26 protein-coding genes are annotated in these 25,954 nt (G+C 66.0%); 17 read left to right on the top strand and 9 right to left on the bottom strand.

The annotated features are described in order from the left end of the window. Position 1: 1 nt before the first annotated feature. The 3 genes from B4L26_RS04230 to B4L26_RS04220 are packed head-to-tail and all read left to right on the top strand — an operon-like array spanning position 2 to position 3,050. The gene (locus tag B4L26_RS04230) at positions 2 to 1,882 is read left to right on the top strand and encodes a DNA polymerase (protein ID WP_290716217.1); all 1,881 of its coding nucleotides are present in this window, start codon (positions 2 to 4) and stop codon (positions 1,880 to 1,882) included. 5 nt (positions 1,883 to 1,887) lie between these two features. After that, positions 1,888 to 2,157 carry a hypothetical protein gene (locus tag B4L26_RS04225; RefSeq protein WP_290716215.1) on the top strand — a complete coding sequence of 90 codons (270 nt, stop codon included), beginning with the start codon at positions 1,888 to 1,890 and terminating at the stop codon, positions 2,155 to 2,157. Continuing rightward, a complete protein-coding gene (locus tag B4L26_RS04220; RefSeq protein ID WP_290716214.1) occupies positions 2,154 to 3,050 on the top strand; it encodes a hypothetical protein in 897 nt (298 codons plus the stop codon). Before B4L26_RS04225 ends, B4L26_RS04220 begins: the two co-directional genes overlap by 4 nt. A 73-nt stretch (positions 3,051 to 3,123) precedes the next feature. Here the strand turns inward: B4L26_RS04220 and B4L26_RS04215 are convergent, their stop codons facing one another. After that, complete coding sequence (locus B4L26_RS04215; protein WP_290716211.1) at positions 3,124 to 4,305, bottom strand: hypothetical protein; 1,182 nt, start codon at positions 4,303 to 4,305, stop codon at positions 3,124 to 3,126. 355 nt (positions 4,306 to 4,660) lie between these two features. Further along, the gene (locus B4L26_RS04210; RefSeq protein WP_290716209.1) at positions 4,661 to 4,927 is read right to left on the bottom strand and encodes a hypothetical protein; all 267 of its coding nucleotides are present in this window, start codon (positions 4,925 to 4,927) and stop codon (positions 4,661 to 4,663) included. 140 nt (positions 4,928 to 5,067) lie between these two features. On the opposite strand from B4L26_RS04210, the gene B4L26_RS04205 reads away from it, so the two are divergent. Beyond that, positions 5,068 to 6,243, top strand: coding sequence for a DUF7373 family lipoprotein (locus B4L26_RS04205; protein WP_290716207.1), 1,176 nt, complete (start codon positions 5,068 to 5,070; stop codon positions 6,241 to 6,243). Between the two features lie 357 nt (positions 6,244 to 6,600). After that, the gene (locus tag B4L26_RS04200; RefSeq protein WP_290716205.1) at positions 6,601 to 6,933 is read left to right on the top strand and encodes a hypothetical protein; all 333 of its coding nucleotides are present in this window, start codon (positions 6,601 to 6,603) and stop codon (positions 6,931 to 6,933) included. On the opposite strand, the gene B4L26_RS04195 is transcribed toward B4L26_RS04200, so the two are convergent. Further along, positions 6,930 to 7,541 (bottom strand): recombinase family protein, encoded by a 612-nt coding sequence (locus tag B4L26_RS04195; RefSeq protein ID WP_290716203.1) that lies wholly within the window; start codon positions 7,539 to 7,541, stop codon positions 6,930 to 6,932. The genes B4L26_RS04200 and B4L26_RS04195 overlap by 4 nt on opposite strands. Before the next feature lie 1,021 nt (positions 7,542 to 8,562). Between B4L26_RS04195 and B4L26_RS04190 the strand changes: the two genes are divergently transcribed. From B4L26_RS04190 to B4L26_RS04170, 5 genes are all read left to right on the top strand, one after another. Beyond that, the gene (locus tag B4L26_RS04190; protein WP_290716201.1) at positions 8,563 to 9,456 is read left to right on the top strand and encodes a hypothetical protein; all 894 of its coding nucleotides are present in this window, start codon (positions 8,563 to 8,565) and stop codon (positions 9,454 to 9,456) included. A 202-nt stretch (positions 9,457 to 9,658) separates the two neighbouring features. Then, positions 9,659 to 10,966 carry a hypothetical protein gene (locus B4L26_RS04185; RefSeq protein ID WP_290716199.1) on the top strand — a complete coding sequence of 436 codons (1,308 nt, stop codon included), beginning with the start codon at positions 9,659 to 9,661 and terminating at the stop codon, positions 10,964 to 10,966. Between the two features lie 10 nt (positions 10,967 to 10,976). Further along, entirely contained in the window at positions 10,977 to 11,354 is a 378-nt protein-coding gene (locus tag B4L26_RS04180; protein ID WP_290716197.1) for a hypothetical protein, read from the top strand. A 205-nt stretch (positions 11,355 to 11,559) separates the two neighbouring features. Continuing rightward, positions 11,560 to 11,919: a hypothetical protein gene (locus B4L26_RS04175; RefSeq protein WP_290716194.1), complete on the top strand. Its 360-nt coding sequence runs from the start codon at positions 11,560 to 11,562 to the stop codon at positions 11,917 to 11,919. Then, positions 11,916 to 12,587, top strand: a complete 672-nt coding sequence (locus B4L26_RS04170) for a hypothetical protein (protein WP_290716191.1) — start codon at positions 11,916 to 11,918, stop codon at positions 12,585 to 12,587. Before B4L26_RS04175 ends, B4L26_RS04170 begins: the two co-directional genes overlap by 4 nt. A gap of 79 nt (positions 12,588 to 12,666) precedes the next feature. Here B4L26_RS04170 and B4L26_RS04165 read toward each other — a convergent pair whose 3' ends face one another. Together B4L26_RS04165 and B4L26_RS04160 are read right to left on the bottom strand one after the other, a co-directional pair. Then, entirely contained in the window at positions 12,667 to 13,011 is a 345-nt protein-coding gene (locus B4L26_RS04165; protein ID WP_290716189.1) for a hypothetical protein, read from the bottom strand. A gap of 2 nt (positions 13,012 to 13,013) precedes the next feature. Next, positions 13,014 to 13,589, bottom strand: coding sequence for a helix-turn-helix domain-containing protein (locus tag B4L26_RS04160; RefSeq protein WP_290716186.1), 576 nt, complete (start codon positions 13,587 to 13,589; stop codon positions 13,014 to 13,016). 73 nt (positions 13,590 to 13,662) lie between these two features. Between B4L26_RS04160 and B4L26_RS04155 the strand changes: the two genes are divergently transcribed. Continuing rightward, complete coding sequence (locus tag B4L26_RS04155) at positions 13,663 to 14,334, top strand: SMI1/KNR4 family protein (protein ID WP_290716184.1); 672 nt, start codon at positions 13,663 to 13,665, stop codon at positions 14,332 to 14,334. 10 nt (positions 14,335 to 14,344) lie between these two features. Next, positions 14,345 to 15,118, top strand: coding sequence for a hypothetical protein (locus B4L26_RS04150; protein ID WP_290716181.1), 774 nt, complete (start codon positions 14,345 to 14,347; stop codon positions 15,116 to 15,118). A 15-nt stretch (positions 15,119 to 15,133) separates the two neighbouring features. On the opposite strand, the gene B4L26_RS04145 is transcribed toward B4L26_RS04150, so the two are convergent. Next, entirely contained in the window at positions 15,134 to 15,352 is a 219-nt protein-coding gene (locus B4L26_RS04145; RefSeq protein ID WP_290716179.1) for a type II toxin-antitoxin system Phd/YefM family antitoxin, read from the bottom strand. Between the two features lie 45 nt (positions 15,353 to 15,397). Continuing rightward, positions 15,398 to 16,768 (bottom strand): HEPN domain-containing protein, encoded by a 1,371-nt coding sequence (locus B4L26_RS04140; protein WP_290716176.1) that lies wholly within the window; start codon positions 16,766 to 16,768, stop codon positions 15,398 to 15,400. A 246-nt stretch (positions 16,769 to 17,014) separates the two neighbouring features. On the opposite strand from B4L26_RS04140, the gene B4L26_RS04135 reads away from it, so the two are divergent. From B4L26_RS04135 to B4L26_RS04115, 5 genes are all read left to right on the top strand, one after another. After that, positions 17,015 to 17,317 carry a hypothetical protein gene (locus B4L26_RS04135; protein ID WP_290716174.1) on the top strand — a complete coding sequence of 101 codons (303 nt, stop codon included), beginning with the start codon at positions 17,015 to 17,017 and terminating at the stop codon, positions 17,315 to 17,317. Between the two features lie 386 nt (positions 17,318 to 17,703). Continuing rightward, on the top strand, positions 17,704 to 21,006 hold the full coding sequence (locus B4L26_RS04130; protein WP_290716171.1) for a type ISP restriction/modification enzyme: 3,303 nt from the start codon (positions 17,704 to 17,706) through the stop codon (positions 21,004 to 21,006). Then, entirely contained in the window at positions 21,003 to 21,167 is a 165-nt protein-coding gene (locus tag B4L26_RS04125; RefSeq protein ID WP_290716169.1) for a hypothetical protein, read from the top strand. The genes B4L26_RS04130 and B4L26_RS04125 overlap by 4 nt, the downstream gene beginning before the upstream one ends. Further along, the gene (locus tag B4L26_RS04120) at positions 21,157 to 21,651 is read left to right on the top strand and encodes a hypothetical protein (protein ID WP_290716168.1); all 495 of its coding nucleotides are present in this window, start codon (positions 21,157 to 21,159) and stop codon (positions 21,649 to 21,651) included. The genes B4L26_RS04125 and B4L26_RS04120 overlap by 11 nt, the downstream gene beginning before the upstream one ends. Positions 21,652 to 21,939: 288 nt before the next feature. Then, positions 21,940 to 22,380, top strand: coding sequence for a GNAT family N-acetyltransferase (locus B4L26_RS04115; RefSeq protein WP_290716166.1), 441 nt, complete (start codon positions 21,940 to 21,942; stop codon positions 22,378 to 22,380). Positions 22,381 to 22,391: 11 nt separating this feature from the next. Here B4L26_RS04115 and B4L26_RS04110 read toward each other — a convergent pair whose 3' ends face one another. Beyond that, positions 22,392 to 22,841: a holo-ACP synthase gene (locus tag B4L26_RS04110; protein WP_290716163.1), complete on the bottom strand. Its 450-nt coding sequence runs from the start codon at positions 22,839 to 22,841 to the stop codon at positions 22,392 to 22,394. Further along, positions 22,838 to 25,954 (bottom strand): beta-ketoacyl synthase N-terminal-like domain-containing protein (locus tag B4L26_RS04105; protein WP_290716160.1); only part of this gene is annotated, 3,117 nt, incomplete at its 5' end. The genes B4L26_RS04110 and B4L26_RS04105, both read right to left, overlap by 4 nt.

The following is a 25,954-nucleotide window of genomic DNA, read 5'->3' as shown; positions in this document are numbered from 1 at the left end:
CATGACTGAGACCTTGATCGACAAACCGACCCCAACGATCACGTTCGTGCCTGTTGGCGACGACCCGACACCGGCACTCGACGCCCTCGTCCCGACCGTACGACGGTTCCTCGCCGTCGATGTTGAGACCAATGCCTTGCGGCTGTCAGACCCGCGATATGCGGTGAAGACAGTCCAGCTCGGAAGTCCGAGCGCAGCCGTGATCCTGTCCGCAGACGACGCCGTTCATCGCGCAGCCGCGCGACGGATGATGGTGGAGGAAGCCGGTACTCGGGGATGGTTCCTCACTGCTCACAACGCGAGCTTCGACACGCAAGCCCTCGTGAAGATCGGCGTGTTCTCAGACCTCGACGAGGCGTGGAGCCGCATGGTGGACACCCTCGTGCTGGCGTCAATGATCGAGCCCCCAATGCTTGGGAACGACGCGCCTCCGTCGGCGCGCGCCTATCGCGGACTCAAGCACCAGGCGGCGACCTGGTGCCCTTCCACTGCGCGTTCCGAGGATGCGAAGTCCGCCCTCAAGAAGCTGTTCACCAGCAAGAAGTGGAAGGGGTTGGCGACCACATTCGACGTCTACAAGACACCCATCGAGCAGAACGGATGGGCACAAGTCGATCCCGCCGATGCCACGATGATCGAATACGCCGCCGATGACGTGATCGACGGCGCTCAGCTCGCGGAAACCCTGTACCCCATTGTCTTCTCCGCTCAGCCCTCTACTGCGCAGCGTGAGCATCGCATCGCGCGACTCTGCGCAGGTATGGAGATGCGCGGTATGCGCCTGGATCGTGAGTACACACAGCAGCGTCTCGATGAGGTGACCGAGGAGTCCCGTACCGCCGAGGAAAAGCTCGCCGAGCTGGGATTGGTGAACCCGTCGCGCGGTCTCGGAGAGTGGCTCGTCTCCAAGGGGGTACAGGTCCAGTACGGGAAGTCGCGCACGCTCAAGAACGGCACCGTGAAGCGCACGGTACTCACCGAGGGAACTCTGCTCGCGCAGTATGCCCAGCAGGACGCTGACGTAGCCGCCGCTGTGCCCCTACTGGAACAGTGGCGTCTCGCCGGAAAGCTCGCAAGCACGTACTTCGGGCGCTACCTCGCCCAGCCTGCGGATCGTCTACACCCGGACATCAAGACGGCGGAGGCGGCGACAGGTCGCATGAGCATCGCCAATCCGTCGATCCAGAATGCGCCCCGCAAGGGCGGCGTCCGCGAGTGCTTCATTGCGGACGAAGGCAAGGTCTTGGTCACAGCCGACTTTTCATCGGTGGAGATGCGTGTCGCTGGCGCGCTGGCGCAGGATCGCGCGCTCTACGACGTGTTCGCCTCGGGCGATGATCCGTACTGGGTGGTCGCGCGCCAACTGCACGGTTCCGGTGCATCCAAGGACCAGCGTGATAGCTGCAAAGCGGTGGCGCTCGGACGCCTCTACGGCCAGGGCATCGCGGGACTATCCCGTACGCACGGGATTCCCGAGGACACCGCACGGACCATTACCGAGGCGTTCGACAACGCCTACCCCGATCTGGGGAAGCTGCGGTATCGCATCGAGGATAAGCTTCTCGCGCATGGGGTTCCCTGCTGGACGAACGCCTTGGGGCGGCATCAGCGCTTGGACCCGACGATGAAATACAAGGCGGTCAACTACCTCGCACAAGGGCTCTCTCGCGACGTACTCGCGGAGGCTATGTGCCGCGCGGAGGACGCAGGGTTGGGACACCTCCTGTGGGTGCCGATCCACGACGAGATTGTGGTGCAGGCTCCCGAAGATCAGTCCGAAGAGTACAAGAACAAGCTGGTCGAAATCATGTCCACCACCTTGTTGGGCTGGACCATCCCCGCTGAGGGCATCGTCCTGGGCAAGCGCTGGCGGAAGGCGTGATGACAATGGCTCTCGCGCACTCCCGACCAGCCCGTGCCCGTCGGCATCTGACCCTGGTCCCGCCCCTGTCCGAGACCGAGACCGAGACCGAGACGGCGACCGAGTCCGCGCCCTACGGACAGCCCACGTACGCGGGATGCCCTCCGTACGTGCACTCGATCCCGACCACCGCACCCACGCCCGACTGGTCCGACCACCCTCCGCGCAAGCGGGTGGTCTGGGTTCGCCCGTACACCGACCAGGAGACCCCTGACGAGGAGGACACACAACCATGACCGAGACCGCACCTTCTCCCTGGTACCCGCGCGCGGTCCTGGCGGGCTGCATGGCACTCAGCCTCGCGGGCAACCTGATGCACGCCTGGCACACCTACAACGGTGCGCTGTTCGTGTGGTTCGCTGTCGCATGGGCTGGTATCCCGCCAGTCGCGGTTCCCGTGCTGATCGAACTCGTCGGGCGTGAAGCCCGACGTGGAGGGACGACCGCTGCGTTCCGATGGGCGGTCGGGCTGTCGGTGATGCTGACCGTGATCGCGTTCGCGATGAGCCTCTGGTCGCTGACCGAGCTGGGCGTGTCGATGGGTATCCCGTGGCTCATCGCAGTCGGATTCCCCGTGGTCTTGGACTTGGGCGCGGGCACGGCGACGTTGTTCCTCCTCGACCGCGCGGTGGCTGACGCACGGTCCGTGAGCCAGGGCGAGACAGGCGAGTCGGAGCCCGAGTCACCCGTGATCCAGTCCGACTCAGCCGACTCACGCCCTGCTGCACTCCCCGAGCCGGCCACGAACATGGTCATGTCCGATGACTCTACCGCGACCCGCGCGACGCAGCCCGCTACCTGCGGTGATGCACCCGCGAGTCAGCCCGATGATCCAGCCGTGACGCGGGACATCGGCGTGAGTCAGGTCGGCGGCGCGCCCGCTGAGTCAGGTGATTCACCCGACCCACTCCTCGCCCTGGCGGAGCATCTCGTGACGCAGCGTCGCACGACCCTCAGCGTCGAGGTGACGCACGATGTTCTCGTGCGTCACGCCCGTGGCGCATCGACTCGGGCTATCGCGGGGGAGGTAGGAGAGGTGTCCCCGGCGACAGTTGGGCGGCTCGTGCGCACTGCTCGTGAGCTGACTGCTGACGATGCCGTGTCTGCCAACCTGAGCCTGGTCGGGTGATGCCTGCGCCCGACCCCAGCACACGCGAGAGCCCCACTCCGAGATGCTCGGAGTGGGGCTCTCCTCTGCCCGACTACGCCTCCTCGTCGCCTTGCTGCTGTTCGCGCGCGGTTCGGCGCTCCATGTACTCGCGACGCGATGCGGGGGTGACAACTTGAGTGGCGTCGTCACCGCCTCCGACCGCAGCTTCGTCGGCTACATCGACTTCAGGTTCGGCGTCTGACTTCGGTGCAGGTGCAGGTGCACGCACGGGTGCGGGCGGTGTAGAGCGGGGGACAGGGCGAGGTCCAGTTGAAGGTGCCGACCGCCGCAGTTGCGCAGGTGCAGGTGCTCCCGCGCCGCTCGACCACTTCTCAGCCAGGGCGCGAAGGGGCGCGACCCGCAGCGTCGTCGGATCGGTCACGACGGGCATTCTCGGCACGGGTAGATCGCTGGGGTGTGAGTGAACACGGATACCGTCGTCGATCAACGTGAGCAGTTTGGTCGCCTTCTGCGCGGTGTCCACAGGCGTCCACTTCTCGACGGGCGCATCGTGGTCGAGCGGGTCGAATCCGAGGCGGGTGACTCGAACTCGTTGCGTCTCCTGAGCGTCGATCAGGTCTTCCCTAAGTTCACTGAGACGTGCATTCCGTCGCTTGGTAGCCCAGACGTAGTAGGCGAGCGCGCCGAGAACGACGGGGATGAGGATCGTGCCTACGCTCGCCACGATGGCGGACACGACCGCAATGCCTATAATCCACCAGACGTATCGCTTGAGGGTGGGCAGTTTGAATTTGAGTACCGAGCGGGATAACTCAGCACTGATCTGCTCCGGCAGCTCGGTCAGTGCTCGGTGCGCCGTTACCTCGGCGTCGGAGACCTCGCTCTTGATCCATTCGTTCCACGCCGCGAGCCATTGCTGGTTACGGTCCTCGATTGTCTGGACCACTCCGTCGGCTGCGGTTGCCCACTGCATGAAGGCGCGCCCGTCGGGGGTCTGTCGCCACTGTGCGAAGCTCTGCATATCGACGCGTGCTTGATGCTCCGCCGCCTGCTCGAACTGCTGCTTCTGGCCTTCGAGCTGCATGATCTGTAGATCGAGCTGTTGCTTCTGCATCTGTAGCGACGCGAGGGCGATCTGGTTGCCCTCCTCCTGCGCCGCGTGAATCTGCGTCTGTAGTGCGACCTGCGAGGCGGAGAGCATGTTCTGTTGGGAAAGGAGCCTGTTCGACTTCTCCTGCAAGCGGTTCTGAATCCGCCACTGCTGGCGCTCCAAGAATCGCTGTTCGTCCTGCTGAGCCCACTGGACGCGCTCGCCCTTGCGCTGCTGCGACTGCCGATCCCACTGCTGCTCCTCGCGCGCAGCGTGCTGGTTGACCTCGCCCCACTGCTCGCGCTCGAACTGGCGATGCTCGCGCGCGGACCACGGGCGGTCAGGGTTCTCCGGGTACGTGCGGGGCATCTTCCATCTCCGTTCAGTGCTTGCGGGGGGTGTCCCGCAGTGACAGTAAGCCATGATCCCGTACGCGTCTTACGAAGCCCTTGTCGATTGCCAATGCAGGCGTACCCCTCAACGCCCAGAGCCCGCCCTCCAATTACGGAGAGCGGGCTCGGTTGGTGTCCGTTGTGAATCAGCGGCACTCGTACTGGGTCCACATCCTCTTGCCGCCGACCGTCGAGAGACCGTGAGCCTTCGCCTTGCTGTAGGCGTTCTGGGTTGCTGCCTGCGGGCCTCCGCCGTAACCATCCACGATGTTGTTCCCGAACATCATGCGCGTGTGGTACGTGCAGCTCGACGCCGATGCAGCTCCCGCCGCGACCGTGCTCACTGCTCCGACGCCCGTGAGCACCGCCGCGCCCGCGATCAGCCCTGCCATCGTCCGCTTCATCTTCGTCATCGTGATCCCCTCTCGGTTGGCTGCACGCGGAGGTGTCCCGCGTCGTCGGAAACCAGGCTCTCGATCTTCGCCAAACGGGCGCTTGGCGGGCGCTTGCAGGTGCGCGCGAAGAGGACGGTCCCCCATGTAGCGTGCTCCGCATGGGGAGAAAAAGGGCACCTCTCGTCGCGCTGTGCACGGGCCTGATCATCGCGCTCACGGGCTGCGGCACCGTCGCGGGAACCGCCGTGCCAGACCCGTCGGTGGAAGCTCGATTCAAGCTCGACACGGGCAACTACCCGACGACGCCGAGGGTGATCGAGGCGGGGAACGCGTACGACGCCTGGCAGCAGGAGGGGTGGCGGATCGCCACTGCGGTGACCGCACCGTGGAGCGTGCTCCCCTCCCTGAAAGATGTGTGCCATGGCGAGGGTGACGACCCTGCTCCCGCCTTCTCGGTGCCCATGCTCGCGCGGAGCACCAACGGACTGACTTCCGATCAGAAGAATGCGATAGGCGGGAGTGGGTTCCAAACGGGCTTCCTCGCCTGCGGCACCGACGGTGTGCAGACTCGCTTGCGCGGGGGCATTCTCCGATTCACCGACGAGGCGTCCGCGAAGCGTGCAGTGTCCGCTGTAGCTGCGCTGAACCCATCTGCGGCACCCGCTCTCCCTGGCGACTTCCCTGTCAAAGACGCCACTATCGTGATGTACGGTGCCAATCCCGCGAAGGGGCTCCTAGCGTTGACGGCGATGGTCGCTCGGGGCAACCTAGTGGTCATGTCGGGAATGTCAGCGCCCACCAGTGCGGCACCGACCATGCTTGACCCGGTGGGCAAGTTCATGGCGGCACAGGTCGCGAAGCTCGGCGAATACCAGCAGACCCCATTCGACCCTACGAAGACCGCGTACCCGATGGTCCCCATGGACGACGGTGGAATCTTGGGGCTGACAACGCCAGCCACCGAGGGACGCGGAGCGACAGGATTGTCCGCCAACAACGCGCCGCTGAATGGATGGGGGACGGGGCACGCCTACGAGTTGCGAACCGCCGAGGCGGTGGCGGGTCTCGAACGCTTCGCCGTGAGTGAGCTGAACTGGGTGTTCCGCTTCACCGACGAACAGGCGGCAGCGAGAACGCTCGAATCGTGGAAGGGGGACAAGTCCGAGCCAATCACGGGGCTGTCAGCTCAATTCAGTGGGTGCACAGCGGCGACGAAGCAGACGCTGTGCCTGGTCCGTGTAGGCAGGTACCTCGGACAGGCGGCGTCCACCACTCCGGCTATCGCCAAACAGCAAGCAGCAGCGATGTACGTGCGGCTCAGGTCTGCGAAGTAGGTTCACGTTCCGCACCGTGTACCTGATCACGCGGGACGTGACACGTTCCGCCCCTGCACTTGTCGGTGCTCGCAGGCAGGCTCGGGTCATGGACACACGCTCGCTCATAGCCCTTGCCCGCGCGGAAGGATGGGCCTTGGATCAATCGCGGCGGCACCTGCGCCTAGTCCCGCCGAGCGGATCGGAGTACCCCGCGATCTTCCTGCCGAGAACCCCCTCCGACTGGCGCGGGTGCCGTAATGCGGCGGCGCTCCTACGCCGTTGCGGCGTGCCTGTGCCGCACCGAGGCGGGCGGCTGTAGCGCGTGCGCAAGCCCGCGACTGGCGACGCACAAGGGTGTCCCCGCACGATGTGGGCATGACTGAGAACATCACCGCGAACATCATCACCGACAGCTCGAAGGCGGAGTTGGACTGGCAACTCGACCGTGGCGCAGTGGCCCTGATGATGGGCGTGAGCCCCGACATGGTGGACACGCGGTACGCGATCAAGTCGGGCCAAGAGGTGCGCCAGCGGTATGTGAAGCGCCTCGGCCCCGATGTCGGCATGTACGACGTGATCTTCGCGGAAGCGGTTCGGCGGAAGGCCACGCTCACGATGGATGGTGTGCCCGTGGTGGCTGCGGGGAAGGTCGTGGAGCTGTCCGACGACGTGTCCGTACCCGACAGTCCCGCCGACCTCGACAGCTAGATCGAGGACAGGCGCCGGTACAGCGTCGCCTTGTTCACGCCCATATCGCTGGCGATCACCGACACACTCTCGCCGTGGTCGCGGCGCTCGCGCGCGGCCTCGATCTGGTCCTCGGACAGCTTCGGGCGGCGACCAGGAACGGACCCGCGCTGACGCGCAGCGGCAATACCGGCACGCGTCCTCTCCGACAGCAGCTCACGCTCGAAGGCCGCGAGGACAGCGAAGATGTGGAGCACGAGCCTCCCCGACGCCGAGCTGGTGTCGATCTGTTCCGTGAGCGAGCGCAACGCGATTCCGCGTCCCGTCAGCTCCTCCACGATCCCGAGCAGGTGGGTCAAGTTGCGCCCGAGACGAGAGAGCGAATACACCACCACGGTGTCACCCTCGACCAGCTCGGCGAGCATCCGATCAAGCTCGGGCCGCGAGGTGCGCGCACCGCTCACGCCATGATCCACGTACACCTCCTCGACGCGGAACATCGCGAGCGCGTCCAACTGCATGGACTCGTCCTGGGCTTGTGTGCTCACTCGCGCGTACCCGACGGTGCGGGGCTCGCGGGGCATCGTTGGTGCATCGAGGGCGACGGGAAAGAGTTCGAGTTCGCTCATGTCCCCACATTCGCGCAACCGTCCGACAGGTCTGCGACATCGTGTGTCACGTCCCGCGCTCGGACCTGTTCCGCGACAGCGAACAAGTGCGCGAGGAGACCGTTTCGCATCACGGTTATGCGACTCGAACAAACCGCGCTGTTGCGTATCTGGTCGGTTGCGCGACGACGATCCCGTCCGCGACGACGTTTGTGCATCAAGCGCGGAGGACCGCGCTCGGTAGGTGCGTAGGAACGTGGAAGCCCGTCGAGCGCGAGTGCACGCTCTCCGCGCACCCTCCACTCCCTCCATCCGACCGCCTCCCGACTCCACCCCTGACCACGCCCACGCGCACTGCTCGGATCGTGCCCACGGATCAGCCCTACGGATAGCGCCGTGGATCAGACCGTCGGACACCCCCTGTTCGGCACCGAACAGGGCGTCCTCCCATCCGAGCAGCGGGCGAAACGGACAGATGTGCCCTCTCGCAGCGATCCGTGATCCGCGATTCCTGATCTGCACAGCCATCCATCGGGCTGATCCTGCGCGCGGACGCGGGCGGGGCGAAAACGAGGTCGTGTTTCTCTCCAATAGGGGTGTTCAACTGCTGCGTTTATGAACGCGCGCACGTTCTCGCAGCACCCTCTCGCAGCTATCCGACCCGCTATCCGAGCGCGGTCCGCCTTCACCGTCGCAATCATCCGCAGCGTGATCCGTGGGATGATCCGTGCGCTGGGGCTGATCGGGCGCGAAAGCGGGCGGATTGGGCGGGATCAAGCCCGATTGGGCGATGCCAAGCGGCGTGCAAGGGCATTGACGGATACTGCGACCGCAACGCATCGCACGGGTGGGACTGTCCCGCGCGTTGATCCGAGGGTGTATCGGGCGGGATGGGGTGAGCAGGGGATGGGGATGTTCGGGGTCATGCACAGGGGTCTGATCGCGGGGGACGTGACATGAAACTGGGCTTGGCACAGGGCTGTTCGCGTGCCGTCGGTGGACGTCAACATTGGTTGACGTTACTGTGAGGAGAACGAAGGAGATGGACATGCGCAAGACAGTGAGCACGGTCGCCGCACTCGCCGTTGCGGGTGTGGTGCTGTCGGGCTGCGCGCGTGAAGTCGCGGGCGCACCCGTCACGGATGTGGGCGCCGCTGGGGCCGTGACCATCACGGGCGGCGGTACGCAGATCACGCCCGCGAAGGTGTCGAGCGTGACGTGCGCTCCTGTCCGCCCGCTCACTGACGATGCCTGGTGCGACACCTCCTCGGTCACCGCGCGCGATATCCCCGCAGGCTCCACGATCACCGTGAAGCCTGGTGACGCGATCCGTTTCGTTGGAGGCGTTCCGTCATGGACTCGGAGCGCTAGCGCGACGGATCGTATCTGCACCATCGCAGCGTTCGCCAGCGACGGGCGCGATACGTGGGCACTCAGCGGGGACCACTGCACGGACGCGGACAGTGACGGGCGAAAGGGCTGGAAGCCGAAGTCGGGAGCCACCGCCTCTACCGTCGATGGCTACCGCCTGGGCGATGTCACCGCGATCCTCAACGACCCGAACGGAGTGAGTGCGGGGCCGGGGAACATGTGGACGGTGCCCGCAGTGAAGCTCGGCGCGAACGTCAGGATCGCCGCGACTTTCACGGGCGTGACCGCACCGGAGGCGGGCTCGCCCGTCGATGTGCGTGGTGCGGCGTCGGGGCCGATCACAGGGCTCTCCGCTTCGATGGTCTCCGGCGGATTGACGTGGAAAGGTGAGGGCGCAGAGCCGAAGATCGCACTCGGTGACCTCGGCGCGCCCGCGACGCAGGGCGGAAAGTTCGTGGGTATTACGAGCGGACAGGCCGCAGTGTCGATGTCGCTGCTGACCCCCGACAAGCTCACCCCGGCGCTCGCGAAGCTCGGTGCGAACGCCAAGATCGCCACTCAGTAACCCTCTCCGCGAGGAACCTCCGCTCGGCCATCGAGCGGAGGTTCCTTCGTTCTGTTCTCCGAACGTGTCGGGAGTGGACGGCTATGCCTGTGCCCGAGAACGATTGAAGGGAATCGGACACGCACATGAACAGGAGACCGCCGTGGCACCAGGCGACCCACCAGAAGATCAGCTCACGATCAAGCCATCGTCCGCGCCGCAAGTGACAGCGGACTACGCAAAGATCGCGGCGACCATCAATCGCCTCGGCGTCGAAGTGGCGACACTGAAAACACAGAGCGAAGGGCGGTTCCCCGATCTGATCAACGCCGCGCTCCCGAAGATCGGTCGCGCTTTGACTGACATCGGCCTGCGTGCGCACGGGATTTCGGCGTCGGCGCAGCAGCAGGTGGACCTCGAAGCGCAGTACCTTCCTGATCACACTCGCGGCGTACAGGACTTGAACGCCGCGAAGCTCGCCGCTATTGCGGCGGCGAAGAACCTCAGCGACGGAAACGTAGCCCCGCAGGCGGGGGCGAACCAGCTCACCTCGGCGACTCAGGGAGTAGAAGCAGCCCGCGCGCGTCTACAGGGAACCTGGGACACCGCGCAGGGCAATGCCGCTCAATACGCGGCTCCGATCCCTGGACACACTTCAGCGGCGAAGACGGCGGCGCAGGACGCGGTGAACGCGCAGATCGTACAGAGCGGGCCTGCCCCCGCGAGCGCGCCAGAGTCGCCGAGCACGGTGGCACCGTCGCAGCCGATGCCGAGCGTGCTCAATCAGGTCAAGCCCTCGGGCAACAAGCCGACAGAGAACAAGTCCAGTTCGCCGAACAAGCCGTCGGAGAACAAGAACTCGGTCGATGACCCGACCGCGAACAAGAACACCCCGCCGAACGCTCAGACCCCGCAAGGGCAGCTCCCGCAGAGCGCGGGAGCGCAGCAGGGGCAGCCCCAACAGGGCGGTGCCGCAGGTGCGCCGACAGCGGGTGGAGCGGGTGCACCGCAAGGGCAGCAGCCGCGTACAAACGTCGCCCCCGTGGTCTCCCCGGTACGCGCCGGGGACATCGGCGGCGGTCGTGGGTCGAACCCGAGCGTCCGCCCCACGCCTTCGACTCCGAAGCTCACGCCCGCGCAACAAGCGGGACTCAGTGGTCGCACCGCTCCGCTTGGCAGCGGAACGGGAGCTACTGGCGGTGGAGGCATCAGCCAGAACCCCGCCGCCGCGAACAAGGGCGGCATCACCCCATCAGGCACGGGATCGAGCACGAGCAACGGCACGTCGGGTGCTCGCGGACCTATGGGCACGATGATGGGTGCGGGCGCAGGTCATGGTGCAGGCGGGCAGGGCACCGTACGCCCGAAGGGGGAAGTGAAGTCACGCGATCCACGGATGCAGGGAGAAGACATCGCCTCGCAGGCCATCGGTGGCGTGTACCGCGACGGCCCCGCCGACGGAGCGCCAACGCCGCCCGCCGTACCAGGCGCACCGACACCGCCCACCCCGCCAACACCCACGGCCCGATAGGAGACGACCGATGGGAAACGACTACACGAGGGCGGATTTCAACGCCCTCAAGGCGGTCGCTGCACAGCTCCGCGCCGTCAATGCACAGCTCGCCCAAGTCCAGATCGCGGAACCGGCTGCATCGCCCGACAGCCGCGCGACCAACACAGCGCATACCGCGTACAAGGCTGCGAAGGGCGAGTTCGCCCAGGCGCTCGCCACCGCCCAGCCTGTCCTCCTCCGCGAGGCGGAGGTGCTCGAAAAGTGGATCACGGAAACGGAAGCCCGCGATGCCGAGACCGCCGCGAAGGTGAAGAAGCTCGCTGGTGAACTCCCGAATATCCCGACTCCGACGAACAAGACGCTCGCGGGCGGAGCTGTTCTCAGCGACGGGACGGTGCGGACTTGACCATGCCCGTGTCGTCGCTCGCGGACATCACCGTCGGACGGAGACACTGAAAGAGCGGGAGAGCCCGCCCAATTCCGAAGCCCCTTGCGCGCGTGTCCGAAGCTCCCGCGCAAGGGGCTTCGACGTTGCGTGTCGGAAGTCGCGCCGAGACCCCTTGTGCGGGTGTGATGGAGAAGTAATTCGGACACGACGCTAGGAGCATTCCATGTCCAGCAACACTTCTCTCACCACTCCCACCGACCTCGCCCGCCTGCGCGCTCTGCTCGACGAGGCCGACGCCGCCGCGAACGATGCGAGCGCGGAATGCCAGGCGTACGACAGCCAGGGCGTGGCGATCCCGCCGTTCGTGCGCGACCGCGCGCACCTTCTCCACCGCGTCGTGGGGCAGGCTGCCGTCGGGGCGATGACTGCACGCTCGGCACCTCGTGAGGAGACCCTCGGCCTGATCGCTCGCCTGCACAACGTTCTCGTGTACGGGGTGGACAGCCCGCAGTGCGCCCCTGAGCCGCTGCGGGCAGCGGCTCCCGACGCGCGGCCCGTCATCGGATCGGGAGCGCGCGCATGACCACGAACAAGAGCAGCGTCATCGACCACGCGCGCCTCGAAAAAGCCGCGCGGGACATCCGCGCTCACGCAACAGATTTCAACGTGGACGCGGAGTGTGCCGCAGTGCTCGAAGCCTTCGACCGTGAAATCAAGGAGGGCACGGACTGCGATATCTCGGCGAGCATCTGGCAAGAGCCTCGGGAGAACCTCGTGCGCTGGCTCGGCCTGATCCGCGAGAAGGTGGCAGAAATCCAGGGCGGGATGAACGACGATGCCGCGTGGCTCGAAGAGTTCAGTCGCAAGGCCCGCGCGATCCAGGACGACGCCGCGACGAAAACGCAGAGTCTCGGGCAGGAGCTGGGCGGGCTTGGCATCGGCGGAGGATCGCCCACGTCGAGCAAGCCGAGCACCTTCGACCCGTCGCGGTTCCATGACGTGACCCCGAGCATCACCGTCCCGACCCCGAGCGCGCCTGCGGCACCGGAGAGCACGACGCCGCCGACGGGGCCGACGGGCAACACCACGGAGGTCGCGCCGCCGAGCCCGCCCAAGAGCACGAACACGGCGGAGTCCACGCCCACTCCGCAGAGCGTGCAGCGCGCGCCGACGCCCGCGCCACAGAGCAACGTCGAGGAGACCGCGCCCACCGCTCCGACTCCGCAGGGCGGCAACGCCGTCGAGACGTAGGCGTCACGTTCACTGCCCCGCACCTGTGCAGGTGCGGGGCAGTTCCATGTCCGAGGGTGTCAATCGTGGTTGACACCCATCAATCGTCGTCGAGCACAGCGCTCGCGGGCAGCAGGGTGATAGTGAGCAGACCGCCGTCCAGGATGATCGTGACGACAGGACTCTCGGCAATGCGGTCAGTGACCTCCTCCATGACGACGGGCGCGACCGCCGCAGGTATCCCGAGCTGGCCCAACACAGCGGGGAAATCGCAGGGGGTCCAGACGCTCCACGCGTCCACGTCGTCCAGCCACTCCGCCGCGAGGGTGGCGTAGACCCTGCCCGCCCGTTCTCGGGTGATGAGTGCGACGTGCGCAGCGACGGTGGGCTCACCGTGGCAGAAGAAGATGAACTCGCTGAGGCAGTACGGCTGATCGAAGCACATCCTCAGTCCCGTCCACTCTCGTCGTACCAGGACTGAAAGCTGCACTCATCCAACTCCGCCCACTCCCACGGCGGGTAGGCATCGGGGCCGCCGTGCTGGTCCACCGCCTCGCGCAGCGCCGAGGGCGGGAAATGCTCGTCGGACCTCCGCAGCGATGCCGTGCCTCCGAGCCAGAGGAAGAATGCACCCGCCCATCGGACATCGCGGGCGTTCGTACCTCCGGGTACGAAGATCGCCGCCTTGGCGTGATCCGCTGACGGCGGCATCAGCATGTGCGCTGGGCTGGTCCCGAGAGCGATGCACAGCGTGAGGAACCCATCCAACGACAGCGCGTCCCCGTCGCCCTCTTCCCAGTTTTCCAACTCGTAGGGCTCGACTCGGATCGCATCCGCGACGGCGGCGATGGACAGTCCGAGCGCCCTGCGGCGACGACCGCAGTTCACGCCCGCGACCGCGCCGTACTTGGGTGGATCACCGACGGGTTCCATGATCCATCGCCTGCCCTTGGGCAGGGGTGGACGTTCGCCCTGTGCGAGAGCAGCGGCGTTCTCTCGCAGGTACTGATTCATGTCGGTCACACCCCTGATCATGGTTGCGACCACCGACATGCGCAGGTCCGCGCGGTCACGTCCCGCGTCTTACGATCACTTCATGCACACGCTCATCGCGCGTCTCGACGCCGCTCTCGCCGCGAGCTGTCCGACCCTGTACGAGATGCTCGGACCTGGTTCGCCGAAGGAAGACCTTGACGAGCTGGAACAGCTATTCGGGATGCCGTTGCCTGAGCTGTACCGCGAGTTCCTCGCGTGGAGGGGGCCGAATCGCGCAGAGGATTCAGAGGGAGACATCCACGTCAGCATTTTCACCCTCACGACGGCACGGCGGGCCATCGGGAAGTTGCAGATGATGCGGGACCTGTGGGCGGGTGAGCCAGGGTGGCGCGAGTCTGGGTGGTGGGGCGAGTTCTACCTGCCGTTAATGGAGCACGGCGGACCTGAGTTGGTGATCGACGTGGCGGGTGAGACGCGCCTGAAAGATGACGAGGACTCGTCCGAGCCGTTTCACAGCATTCCGGGGCAGGTGATGGAGTTCCACCACGCAGACGAGTTCCGTGACGTTCACGCGCCAAGTTTGGACGTGTGGCTCGAAGCCCTTGCGATCACTTTCGAGCGCAAGCTGGTCGAGGAGTACACCTGGGACGACGAAAGCGGGCGGGGAGCCGAGGTGGAAGTCGATGAGCCGTTCGACAAGGTTCTCGGCGAACTCGCCCCCTCGTACCCGCGCTACCTCCCTGTGCTGCATCAACCCGAAGAGTTCTGGTGAGGTGGACGGTATGAACCTCGACGAACTGATCGAACGTGGCATCGCGCGGGGGCAACTAGATGGACTCCGATCACTGCGCGCTGCGGTGGAAGATGATCTCAGTGACGTTCCCGCATGGTGGTCTGATCTGGTCGGGGTTGAGCCTCGTGTAGGCGCTCAGATCGCCGCAGAGGCATGGGCGACCGCGTATCCAGATCACCTCGGTGAGTTGCGCCGATTGCTTCGGGAGACGGGGTTCGCCACAGCGGGGTGGCTTGAGAACGAGAATTACTCGGGACCACTGGTACTGTATTTCATTCCCGACGGCGGCGAGTACGGGGTGAAAGACGGAATCGACGGGCAGATCATGGCCGGGTACCCGCCCGTGAGCGACTCGGCTGCGGTGGAGCGGCTGCAACAGTCCGTGCGCTCGTTCTACGAAAACCTCCACGACGGCCTCAACATCACGTTCGTCGGGCGCAGCGGATCGAGCATCGTTCGCTCCGCAGCGCTGGAAGACATGGAGACCGTCACAGGCGTGGGACAGGAAGCGATCACCGACGACTTACCGCTGCCAATCTCCGCCGAAGATTTGCTCGTGCTCTGGACCGACCCGAACGGCTCCAAGGTGTTCGTCGATGTCGGGAAGACGCAGGATGAGCGGATCGCCTACGACTGGTCCGAAGGCTATGTCGATTGGCACCCGAAAGACCTCCCTGGGTGCCCTGCCGCCGTGAACCCTATGCAGCTCGTGGAGGACAACATTCTCGGGATTCTCGGTTACGAAACCGAGCTGATCCTGTAGCCGTGGTTGGCACGCTCAATGCTCCGCGTCGAGCAAGTACAGAGCGTGCAGCAGATCAGCCCTCACCGCCGAGCGCACGTCCGAGGTGATCGGCTGCCCGCGCTGCACCGTCGAGGGGCTCACGACCACGGCGACGGCCTGCCCGTTGCGCGTGAGCGTGACCGGGTACGTAGCTGCGCACTCGATGATCCAGCTCAGGCTGGCTCTCGCGCGGTGGAGGGGCACGCTGGTCATGCCCTGATCATGCTCGCGGACACCGACACGGGCGGGCGGGCGTGGTCACGTCCCAGGTACGTGGACGGTGCCCTCGGCCAGGCTGCGCATGATTTGCGCGGTATTGGCTCGCACGAAGTCGATGCGGTCATGGCACTTGAGTGCCGCCTGCAACAGTTCTCCATCAATCTCCGCCCGCAGCAGCAGAAGCACTCGGAGCATCCACGGCACCACCTCGGTGATCGCGATGTGTTCCTGCACGCGCTCTGGCAGGGATGACTTGTCCAGCACCGCGTGGTGCACGAGGGCGTTGCGGGTGCGGGTGAGTAGAGCTGGGAGGTTCTCGATGGACTCGGCCAACTCGGGTACTGCTGCAAGCACTTCGTTCGCGATGTCCTGTACTCGGTCCCGATAGGACACCTGCTCGAAGAACGCGACCGACTCACCCACGGCTGTGCCAACCGCAGGGGGATCGAGGTCTCGCTGTCCGGCCGCTTCTCGTGCTGCGCGACGCGCCGCCTGCTTGATCTTGTCGAGGCTGTTGCGCGTGGCCTCGGGGAATCGGCTCTGGGAGGTTGGATACAGCCTTCGGTGCAGCCCTTCCACCAGTGACAGGTACAAGAGCACCTTCGCCTGTGTTGCCCCGCGCACGCCTTCGACAACAGCCCAGCCGAGCTGGTCCAGGGTGTCATTGAGGGCAATCCAGTTAGCGAACCTCTGGATTGTGAGCTGTTCGGTCGGGAGCATCGACTCATCGGCGTGCAGGTCGTCTGCGTTGAAGCCGTGAGCATAGACACGGAGCCACTTGTCGTCGCTCGCGAGGCGGACTTCCGTTTCCCGAACGTCGAGTTCGACGCCTGTTATGAGGCGGGCGAACAGGAGGCACCCCAGGACCACTCGGGCCTTTAGCACGCGAAGTGGTAGCGGTCGAGGAGTCTCGTATACGAGCCACGCGCCGTCGGATTCCGCGACGACCGACAGTGAGGCTCCGTCGTCGGGGACCGTGGCGGACTCGCCCTCCGTCAGGTGCGCGAGCCACATATGGTCGTCGATACGAAAGCGTACGGAGGCGTACCGTGCGCTGCTCTCGACGTGGGCTCCCACCACGACCGCCCACGGTTCGTAGCGCGGCATTCCCGAGCTGCCGTATCCAGGTCCGCCGTGGTTCTGGGCACCGATCAGGCTCACGGCCTCACCCGAGTCCAGCATCCCCAGCAGCGTGCGCGGAAGGAACGACTCGACGTGTTTCGCTGCATCGGCGACCAGCGAAGTGACGGTGTACTGCCCCTCCGTCCGAGTTGGGAACCGCGCGTCGCGCTCAGCCCACCCGTCGAGAGTCAGGCGTGAGCGATCCTTCGATCCGAGCGTCAGTTCGCCCCGCACCCGTCGTTCTAGTCCTTCGACCCAGAACTCGCCCAGATAGTTCACGTCGCCCATGCGCAGATCGTAGGTGAAGCTACCGACAGGTCGGCGTTCGCGCGCCGAGCCGGCGACACAGTGTTGTTCCTGGTCAGCGCTTGTTTTCATGCGGACAATGGGAGGTATGAGCCGCCAATCCCTACCCGCCCCGTACGTGCCGACCGCCTACCGACCACGGACACCCTCGCGCAGAAGATCGAGCGCGAGAACGAGGAGTCGCGCAAGCGTATGGCGCGCGAGGCTGCACGCCCCAAGGGGCACCCCGTGAGCACCGACGCACTGCGCGGGTACTTCGACACGCCCGACGCCCGCCGTCATCCCGAGAAGGCGGCAAGGGTCCGCGCTCGGATCGCGGAGCTGGACGCCGAGGAGGCCAAGGGCCAGTGCGGCGAGAAGGCCGAGGCCGAGCAGAGCGGTCCCCGCCGTCGCCAACGTCGGCCTGGGCAAGCTCCGCGCCTCGGGCCGTGGATCAGGGTCTACGGGATCGTCTGCCCGCGTTGCCATGCCGTGAGCGGGGAGCTGTGCCACCGGATCGTGGGGTTCGGCCCCACTTCGAGGTCGCGCTGACCGCCTGGGAGAACGGGATGAGTGCGAAGGCGGCTGGCCTGGTCAATCAGCTACCCGGGGACGAACCGCAGCGTCAGCGGCAGGGCGCAGGGACTCGACAACAGCAGGCCCGAGGGGTTATCGGAGGGGGTAAGCAGGTCACGCGGGCCGCACCCAAGGACAGGGTCCAGAGCAAGAGCACGAGCGGGTCAGGGGTCGCGGGGATCGCCCGAGCTTGGCTCGGGAGCTGGGTGTCCGCGTTCTCCACGGCCTACCGCGATTTGGGCGTGGCCTACGAGGAGGGGAAGCGACGGTGACGGCGTGATTCGAGCAGATAGGCGATGTGGTCCTGCTCGATTTGTCGCACTCGGACAGTGGCGAAACAGGCAAGCCGGTAGGTTCCTCACGTGGGAGATTTCGAGAACGCAGTAGCTGAGTACGGCGCACGCGCGAAGGCGAAGCTTTCGGGTCCAGGCGAGCGGGAGGCACTGCTCAGCGGTCCTGTGTCCGAGTTCATCACCGCTGTCGGCGCGCTATCGTCCAAGAAGGTCGTCGCGCACGACGAGGTACGCGAACTTGACGGGACGGTGCGTCCTGATTTCGGGGTTCGGGTGAACGGGCTGCTGGTCGGGCACATCGAGTTGAAGGCCCCTGGCGTCTCGCTCGATCCGACGACGTACGCGCCGAACTCGCACAACGGTAAGCAGTGGAAGAAGCTGGAACTACTGCCGAACCTTCTGCACACGAACGGCATTGAGTGGCGGCTGTGGCGATTCGGCGAACTCGTGGACGAGCCCGTGCATATGCACACCCCCGACCTTACGAAGACGAAGGGGACACTGACCGCCCCGTCCCGTCTAGAGCTGATACTCAGCGCATTCCTCGGGTGGACGCCGACGCCCATCTCCTCGCTGACCAAGCTCGTGGACACCCTCGCGCCCCTCGCCGCCATGCTCCGCGAGGAAGTAGCCGCTGCGCTTCGAGCCGAAAAGCGAGCGGTGAAGGCGGGCGCGGACCGCGACTCTCAGCCATTCATTGGTCTTGCCAAAGACTGGAAGCTGATGCTGTTCCCCCACTCCACGGACGGCGAGTTCGCCGACAGGTACGCGCAGACTGTGGTGTTCGCGCTCGTACTCGCGATATCCGATGGCACTGACATCGCGACGCAAAGCCTCCACGAGGTCTCGAAGCAGCTCGAAGGGCACCGCCACACCTTGATGGGGCGGGCTCTGAACCTCCTCACGGAACACATCGCGAACTCTCCCGCTGGACTTGCTGTGGAGATGATCACCCGCGCGCTCGGCGCGGTCGATTGGGCGAAGGTCTCCGCTGGTTCATCCGACATCTACCTCCACCTGTACGAGCACTTCCTCGGCAAGTACGACCCCGCGTTGCGCAAGAAGTCAGGTTCTTACTACACACCGGTCGAGGTGGTGGACGGGATGGTCCGCTTGACCGATCTGGCGTTGTCCGAGTTCTTCAACAAGCCCGAGGGGCTGCGCAGTCCAACGGTGTCAGTGGTCGATCCGGCGATGGGAACTGGCACTTACCCCCTGTCCGTGCTGCGGCGGATAGGCGACAGTGCCGCAGCGCTGTACGGGGATGGAGCGACCGCCGACGCGGTGACCTCGGCCATCAACCGCCTATACGGGATCGAATTGCAGTCAGGACCGTTCTCGGTGGCGGAGCTGCGCGTCGCTGGAGCTGTTGAGAAGTTCGGCGCGCAGGTACCGAGTCAGGGGATGAACTTGTTCGTCGCCGACACCCTCGAAGACCCCGACGAAGGCAGCGATACCCGTCTGTCGTACACCCTCCAACTGATCGCTCAGCAGCGCCGTCGTGCGAACGACATGAAGCGTAAGACCAACGTTCAGGTGGTCATTGGGAACCCGCCGTACATGGAGCGAGCAGGCGGTCGCGGCGGGTGGATCGAGTCGGGTATCGACACGAACACTGGTGTAGCGCCGCTGGATGCCTTCCGCACGGAAGGTAATGGGCGCAATGAGTTCCCGCTGTCGAACCTCTACATCTACTTCTGGCGTTGGGCGACTTGGAAGGTGTTCGAGTCCACTGCGAAGTCCGCAGACGAGGGCGATACGGGGATCGTCTGCTTCATCACCGCTACGGGTTACCTCACGGGACCAGGATTCAAAGGAATGCGGGAATACCTGCGACGTAAGGCGTCGCACGGTTGGATCATCAATCTCACCCCCGAAGGCAAGAAGCCACCCGCGAAGAGCGCTGTGTTCAACATCGAGACCCCTGTCTGCATCGGCATCTTCGCTCGGACACCCGACACCGATGAAGATGTTCCCGCCGACATCAGGTACATCGAGTTTGACGGTTTGCGTGAGGAGAAGTTTGAGAACCTCAAAGCGTTGGTGTTCGACGATCAGAGATGGCGATCAGCTCGGACGGGGTGGCAGACGACGTTCACGCCCGCTGCTGCGGGAAACTGGGACTCCTTCCCTGCCCTCTTTGACCTGATGCCCTGGGCAAGTACAGGGGTGACCCCGAACCGCAACTGGGTGATCGGTCCATCGAAGGCATCGTTGGAGCTGCGGCTGCGGACGCTGCTCTCCGAGAACGACCCGCAGGTGCGGGACGCCATGTTCAAGGTGACACGGGACCGACGGATCGACAAGCGGTCCAAGGCACTGCCCGGTGCGGATGTCGAGACCGATACGACACCACTGTCGTCGGTTCCGCTGATCGCGAAGCCGAAGCTTGTGCAGACAATGTTTCGGTCGTTCGACCGCCAGTGGGTACTCGCGGACAACCGATTGATGGACATGGCGCGCCCACCGTTATGGGAGTCCCGTGTTCCCGGGCAGGTGTTCGTCGTGGAGCAGCACTCGATCCACCCTGGCGCTGGTCCAGGGCTGCACTTCTCCGCCCTCATGCCAGACATCAATGCGTTCAACAACCGTGGCGGGCGCACCTTGCCACGGCTCCATCCGAACGGGTCGCCCAACGTCACGCCAGGGCTCGACGCCGCCTTGAAGAAGGAAATCGGACCGTCCGCCTCCGCAGCAGACATCATGTTCTACGTCGCGGCGATCACCGGACATCCAGCTTTCGTGGAGCAGTTCGCCGATGAGTTGTCTACACCTGGGATTCGTATCCCGATCACCGCCGAGCCCTCTCTGTGGGACACCGCTGTGCGGCTCGGCAAGCACGTAGTGTGGCTGACCACGTACGGGGCGGAAGGCGAGAGGTCCGAGGACCTTGGCGACACCGCTCCCGAGGAGCTGCCGCAGTACGTGAAGTCGGTGGGCTCGGTCCGCCCTGAATCCTACGAGTTCCACTCCGACGAGGGTGTCCTCACTCTCGGGAGTGGACGGTGGGAGAACATAGCCCCAGAGGTGTTCGGGTACACGGTGGGCAACGTCGCCGTTGTCCAGTCGTGGCTCAAATACCGCATGGCGAAGCCGACAGGGAAGGTGTCCTCACCTCTCGACGAGCTTCACGACCCCAACTGGGCACCTGAGTGGTCTATCGAGCTGACGGAACTGCTGCGTGTATTGACGAACCTGGTGGCTATGGAGGGTGACCTAGACCAGCTCCTCGGAGATGTGCTAGCGGGTCCGCTCGTGTCCATGGAGCAGTTGGTCGCGGCAGGGATGCGAACGGGGCTGGATGCGGACGACCGTAAGCCGAAGCGCACACCGTACACCGTCGGGATGTTCGCTGAAACGAATGAGCCGTGAGCGACTCTGCCGACGACACTGCCGTCCCCGCACTGCCCACATGGGTGGAGCAGATCATGTCCGATGAGCGGACGTACTGGCGCACACTCCGCGCCGGGCGCGCAGCGCCGGAAGCTGAGCTGTGGGAGTCATGCAAGAAGCAGTGGGGAGTTGCTGAATGACGCCCTGGGCCTCGCTGCTGGGGTCACTGATGATCGGGAACGCGACAAACAAGTGCGCGAAATGATCGTCGCTCGGGCTTCCGCCCTCGTCGGCATCGCGAGCGAAGCCATCGGCGTGCTGAACGGTTCGTTCACATGGTCCGAGGAGGACCGCGTTCAGGAGTTCGTGAAGGCGTCGAACCTGATCCAAGGCGAACTCGCAAGAGAGGTCCATGCGCTGATGGTGGTGACCGAGAAGTTGGAGCAACCAGCGATGAAGGTCTCCAACGCAATGGGGCGGCTCCTCAAGCAAGCCCACGCGACCGTGTTCATCCGAGCCGACGCAACCGAGCGAGAGCGAGCTGATGAACGAGCGAACCTGTCCCGCACTGCCACGGGGGCTACTCAGAACGTGAGCGAGTTCGCCATCGCCGTGCGTCGGGTCACGCAGGAGCTTCCAAAGCGGAGAGGCTTCCGAAGGCGCGGACGCGGTACTCGGACCTGATATCACGTGCTCGCATCGGCGCTGGTCGCGCCTCTCCCCCGACGACACGGAAACCCCGCCAGCGTCATGGAAACGACAGGAAAACTATGCCCACCCGCCGCTACTATCGGAACTTCGAACGCGGGGCTAGCTCGCTGACCAGCACCCGAGCGGCGCTATCGAACACTATCGAACGTGCAGCTTACGATGAACCATTATCAGCGGGTTCGGGGTTCGAGTCCCTGATGGCGCACTAGAAGACCCCGCCCATCGGCGGGGTTTTCTCGTTGCGGGGCTAGGGTTTCAGGCATGACTGTCGTGTCGCGCAACGGTGATCGGCTGACTGCGCGCGAGGTGTACGAAATCTGGCGCATCCGAGATGTGGTGTTCTCGGTCGAGCAACAGTGCACCGAACCCGACGTCGACGACATTGACCTGAGACTCGATTGCACCCACCTCTGGATCGCCGACGACGGCGGCACAATCCAGTCGTACCTACGCACCTATCTCAGCGACGGCGTCCGGAAGATCGGCCGGGTCGCCACGCTGCGCGAAGCGCGTGGACGCGGACTGTCGGGAACCCTCCTGCGGGAGGTCATCGACCGGTGGGGCGACGACGAGCTCCGCCTCGGCGCCCAGGCCCACCTCGAAGACTGGTACGCGTCATTCGGTTTCGGAGCGTGCGGCGAACCGTACATCGAAGCCGGAATCGATCACCTGCCGATGGCCCGGCCGGCGCGCGCGATGTAGGCGCGCCGGGCTCACTCGGCAACGGAACGGGCTCGCTCGGCGACAGTTCGGGCTCGGTCGGCGGCGGGCGGGAGCTCCTCGAGGATCGCCACGGCGGCGGCGGTATCACCGTCGTGGGTCAGCGAGACATGCACGCGGGCCTGCGCGAGGAACTCGCCGATCGCACCGGACAACCGGATCGCCGGGCGGCCCCAATTGTCGGTCACCACCTCGATGTCGGAGTGCACGATCATCGGCAGCGCCGGGCGCCGCGCGAAGCGGCTCACCGACCAGGCCTTGATGACCGCTTCCTTAGCCGCCCAGCGGGCCGCCAGGTGGCGCTCGGGTCCACCGGTCCCCGACCGTGCGTCCCGGCGCTCACCGGCGGTGAACGCCTCGGCGAACCGCGTCCCCGGCTGTTTCCATTGCTCGGCGAACTCGGGGATCGACACGATGTCGAGCCCCACGCCCACCACGCTCACAGCTGACAACCCTGGCGGTAAGCGCCCTGTGCATCCAGGCGTGCATCGGCGTCGAGCAGCAGCGCCGCTTCCTGCGCCGTCTCGGTCTGCGCGGCCTCGTCGTCGAACCGGCGTCCCGATGGGCGGGCGTAGGCCGGGTCGCCACCGCACATGGCGGCGAGGATGCGCTGCTGGCCGTCACGCAGCCGCTCGCCACGGCGGGCGCGGTAGGCCTCCCGCTCATCAGCCGGCAGCGATGCGATGAACGCCTCCGGGTGCACGACGGCGATCAGACCCGACACGTGGCCGAAGCCCAGTGACGTCAGCAGGCCCGCCTTCAGCTCGAAATTGCCGCCCATTTCCAGGGTGCTCGTGGGCCACACCAGGTGGTCGTAGACCGCCAAGGCGTCATCGACGCAGTCCAGGCTCCGGTTGGGCGGAATGCTGCCCGACGCGAGGACCTGGCACAGGCCGATGAGCTGGAAGGCCGCGGCACCGCCCTTGGCGTGGCCGGTCAGCGCCTTCTGCGAGACGACGAACAGCGGGGCGCCGTCGCCGCGCCCGATCGCACCGGCGAGGTGCTCGTGCAGCTTGGACTCGTTGGGGTCGTTCGCCTTGGTCGAGGTGTCGTGCTTGGACACCACCGCGACGTCGTCGGGACTGACGCCCAGCTCGCGCAACGACCGGGCCAGCGGGGACTGCTCCGCGCCGCGCGCCGCGCCCAGCGCACCGATGCCCGGTGCCGGGATGGACGTGTGCACACCGTCGCCGAAGCTCTGCGCGAACGCGACCACACCGAGGACCGGCAGGCCCATCTGCGCTGCGACGTCCCCGCGGGCCAGCAGCACCGTGCCGCCGCCCTGCGACTCGACGAACCCGCCGCGCCGGCGGTCGTTGGCGCGGGAGTAGCGGCGCTCGTCGATGCCGCGCGCGGCCATCGCAGCGGAGTCCGCGGTGGCCGACATGTCGCCGAACCCGACGATGCCCTCGATGCCCAGGTCGTCGAACCCGCCGGCGACCGCGAACAGCGCCTTGCCCAGGCGGATCTTGTCCGCGCCCTCCTCCACCGAGACGGCGGCGGTGGCGCAGGCGGCGACCGGGTGGATCATCGACCCGTAGCTGCCGATGTAGGACTGCACGACGTGGGCCGCGACGACGTTGGGCAGGGCCTCCTGCAGGATGTCGTTGGCCTTCGATTCGCCCAGCAGGGTGTCGACGTAGAGCGAGCGCATCGACATCATGCCACCCATACCGGTGCCTTGTGTGTTGGCGACCAGCGTCGGGTGCACCCAGCTCATCAGTTCCTCGGGGGTGAACCCGCTGGAGAGGAAGGCGTCGACGGTGGCCACCAGGTTCCACAGGGCGACACGGTCGATCGAGCTGGCCATGTCCGGCGTGACGCCCCAGCGGACGGGGTCGAACCCGGTCGGGATCTGCCCGCCGACGGTGCGGCTCAGTTCGAAGCGCCGCGGGACGCGGATCTCGGTGCCGGCCAGGCGGGTCACGGTGAACTCGCCGGTGTCGGGCACCTCGGCGATCCGGGTGTGCTCGGGATCGGAGGCGACGAATGCGCGCGCGGTCTCCTCCGACGACACCGTGAAGGTCAGGTCCTCGTCGAGGAACACCGACTCGAGCAGCGGCGACGAATTGTCGATCATCGCCCCGTCGTCGGCGTAGCGGCGGATGCCGCAGCGCGCCACGACCTCGTCGTGGTAGCGCTCCCAGATCTCCGACTCGGCCACCGGGTCACCACTGGCGGTGTCGTACCAACCCGGCTTCGGGTTCTCCTCCCACGTGATGAGTCCGGTGCTCCAGGCCAATTCGGCGACACCGGCGGCCGACAGCTCACCGGAGACCTCCATCTCGAAGCGGGTGCGCGCCGAGCCGTACGGCCCGACCTCGCCCGCGCCGACGATGACCACGAGGTCCTCTGGCTTCACGCCGATCTCCGGCCAGGCCACCGGCGCGTCCTGAGGGGCGCGCGCCGGGTGCGGCAGGGCCGGGATCCCGGCGTCGGCCGCCTTCGCCGACGGGGCCTCGGCCGACTCTGCGTCGGCCTGGGCGGCCTTTGCCAGAGCCTTCAGGTCGATCGACGGGTCGAGCCCGGCGGTCAGATCGGCCGACAGCGGTGCCTGCAGCGCAGCGGTCCGCTGCTGCGGCGTGCACAGCGCGAGCAGTTCGGCGGCCATCTCGTCGGTGCTCCACGTGCGGACGCCGGCAGCCTCGACGGCGGCGACCATCGGATCGTTGCCGCCCATCAGCCCGGTGCCGCGGACCCAGCCGATAAGGGCATGGGCCAGCGTGGTCCGCGAGCCCCACGACGACTCGGCCGACCAGCGGGTGACGACGGCGTCCAGGGCGGCCTTCGCCTCGCCGTAGGCCCCGTCTCCGCCGAACATGCCGCGGTTGGGCGAACCCGGCAGCACGACGTGCAGGCGGGCGTCGAGGTTGTGGTCGGCGTGCAGACCGGACAGACCACCGATCATGCGCTCCACCGACCACAGCAGGACCTTCATCTCCGCTTCGGCCCGCGCACCGGCGTCGGTCAAATCACCGGCCACGCGAGGTGCGGCGAAGGGGAACAGCAGCGTCGGGCGCATCGCCGGCTTCACGACCTCCGTCGCGCCGCCGAGCGTCTGGCTCTGCTCGTCGCCGATCCACTCGACCAGCGCGTCGACGTCGGTGTAGGACGCCAGGTTCGCCGGGACGACCCACAACGCCGCACCATAGCGCGCATTGCCGCGGTAGAGCCGCTTGAAGAATTCCAATCGGTCGGCGTTCAGGCGCGAGGTCGTCGCGATGACGGTCGCGCCGCCGCGCAGCAACCCGGCCGCGACAGCACCGGCGATGGATCCGTCGGCGGCACCGGTGACGACGGCGATGTCATCGGCGTAGATCCCGGGAGCGGGATCGGTGGCCAGCGAGGCGATCTCGGCGAACACCCGCGCGTGCACATCGCGGCCACGGGCCAGGGCCTTGCCCTGCCACCAGGTGGCGTGCTGCGCGACCGTCTCCCCCGCACCGCGGAAAGCCTCGGTCTGCTGCGTGAACTCCGCGTCCAGGTCGTCGGCGTCGGTCAGCCACAGTCCGGCCAGGTCGGCGCGCGCACCGGCCCAACGGTCGTCGAGCAGCAC

The organism is Gordonia sp. UBA7599 (genome assembly GCA_002477755.1).
GTDB lineage: Bacteria > Actinomycetota > Actinomycetes > Mycobacteriales > Mycobacteriaceae > Gordonia.
This window is presented reverse-complemented; position numbering and strand designations above follow the sequence as displayed.